The organism is Chryseobacterium contaminans, assembly GCF_001684955.1.
Taxonomy (GTDB): domain Bacteria; phylum Bacteroidota; class Bacteroidia; order Flavobacteriales; family Weeksellaceae; genus Chryseobacterium; species Chryseobacterium contaminans.
The window spans coordinates 1-1,672 of sequence record NZ_MAYF01000197.1; the positions used below are offsets into that span (position 1 = coordinate 1).

Sequence of the window (1,672 nt, forward strand, 5' to 3'; positions counted from 1 at the left end):
TGTTGGATCAAGCTGAAAGCTCTTCCACTCTACTTCCACTTCGTCTTTAAATGGCAATTTTTCTAATGCCTGTTCAAAATTATTTTTTCCTATATAACAAAACGGACACATTACGTCCGACCAGATTTCTATTTTCATTCTATTTAAATTTAACATAACAAAGATACGGATTTATTTTAATGTAATAAAATTTGTTACATTTATTATTTAAGACAATCTGTAATTATATGGTCTTTTATGTTTCTGTGTATTCAGACATTCAATGTTAAGACTTATTGACCTTGTTACAAAACAAAACATGAGCAATTAGTGCAAGAACTCCAAAAGAAGTTCCTACAGCGCATACACCTGTCCATTGCGCTTTCTGCCATGCCAAAGATGCCAGCCATGTTCCCAGCGAACCTCCAATGAAATAAGAAACCATATACACTGTATTCAGTCTGTTCACTGCGTTAGATTTAATTAAAAAATAATTGGTCTGGTTCATAATATGACTGGATTGTACTCCAAGGTCTACAAGGATTACTCCAACAATTAGCCCCCAATAGGTTTCTCCCGCAAAATAAGTGAATCCCCAGCTTCCGATCAGAATTAATAAAGAATATAAGATGATGCGGTTGATATCTAAATATCTTTGCAGATTTCCTACTTTTGCTGCTGCCAAAGCTCCAACAGCTCCGGCCAGTCCAAAGCTTCCTACTACGGATGAACCCGCATTAAAAGGTGGTTTTTCCATATGGAAAACCAATGTTGTAAATAAGGCACACATAGATCCGAAAGCCATAGCTCCACGGAAAGATGCTAACTGAAGAATCGGCTGTGTTCTGGCAAGATGAATTACGGAACGCATCAATTCTTTGTAGGTCCCTTTAAAATTGGGAGAGAGTTCCGGAAGCATTTTATAAACTGCCAGCCACACTAAAATCATTAATCCTGCTGCAATTCCAAACATGGCTCTCCAGCCCCAAATTTCTCCTACAATGCCGCCAATGAAACGGGAAAGAAGGATTCCCAATAAAAGCCCGGACATTACCAGTCCGATATTAGCTGATTTTTCTTTGTCTGATGACAGTTCAGCAGCAATGGGAACAAACAGCTGAGGGATTACAGAGGTAGCTCCAATCAATAAACTGGACGCATACAGCATCCATAACTGGTTGGCAAAGGTCATCCAAAGAAGGGATCCAAAAACAAGAAACAAATCAACAAGAATTAATTTCTTACGGAAAAATTTATCTCCAAGCGGCACAATCAGTAATAATCCGAGGGCATACCCAATTTGGGTAAGTACAGAAATCTTGCTGGCAGCCGCCTCAGAAACGTGAAGATCTTCAGAGATCAACGCCAGCAAAGGCTGGTTATAATAATTGTTAGCCACTACAAGTCCTGAAATGATAGCCATTAACCAGACCACTGTTCTGGAAATACCGTTGGTAGAATTTACCTGCATCTTAAAATTTTTAATGAATAGAAGATAGATCCTGATGACTGAATGTTTTGGATCTGTTTTTTAATGGACTCAAAGGTAGGCATTTTCATAAAAAAGAGGAACTAATTATGATTGATTTCACCTGTAAGTGTTATATGTTTTTTTCTTATAACCTGCTCCAACAAAGAGTTTTTTTTTTTTAAAGTATTATCCAATTTTATCTTTACATTTGTAATAACACAC

General features: G+C 37.3%; 2 protein-coding genes. Both read right to left on the reverse strand.

Annotation, left to right across the window (positions count from 1 at the left end; all coding sequences use genetic code 11):
- Positions 1-138, reverse strand: a 138-nt coding sequence (locus BBH99_RS11490; protein ID WP_185111074.1) for a DsbA family protein, incomplete at its 3' end; no start/stop codon positions are given.
- A gap of 127 nt (positions 139-265) precedes the next feature.
- Positions 266-1,450 carry an MFS transporter gene (locus BBH99_RS11495; RefSeq protein WP_066695644.1) on the reverse strand — a complete coding sequence of 395 codons (1,185 nt, stop codon included), beginning with the start codon at positions 1,448-1,450 and terminating at the stop codon, positions 266-268.
- Between the last annotated feature and the right edge of the window lie 222 nt (positions 1,451-1,672).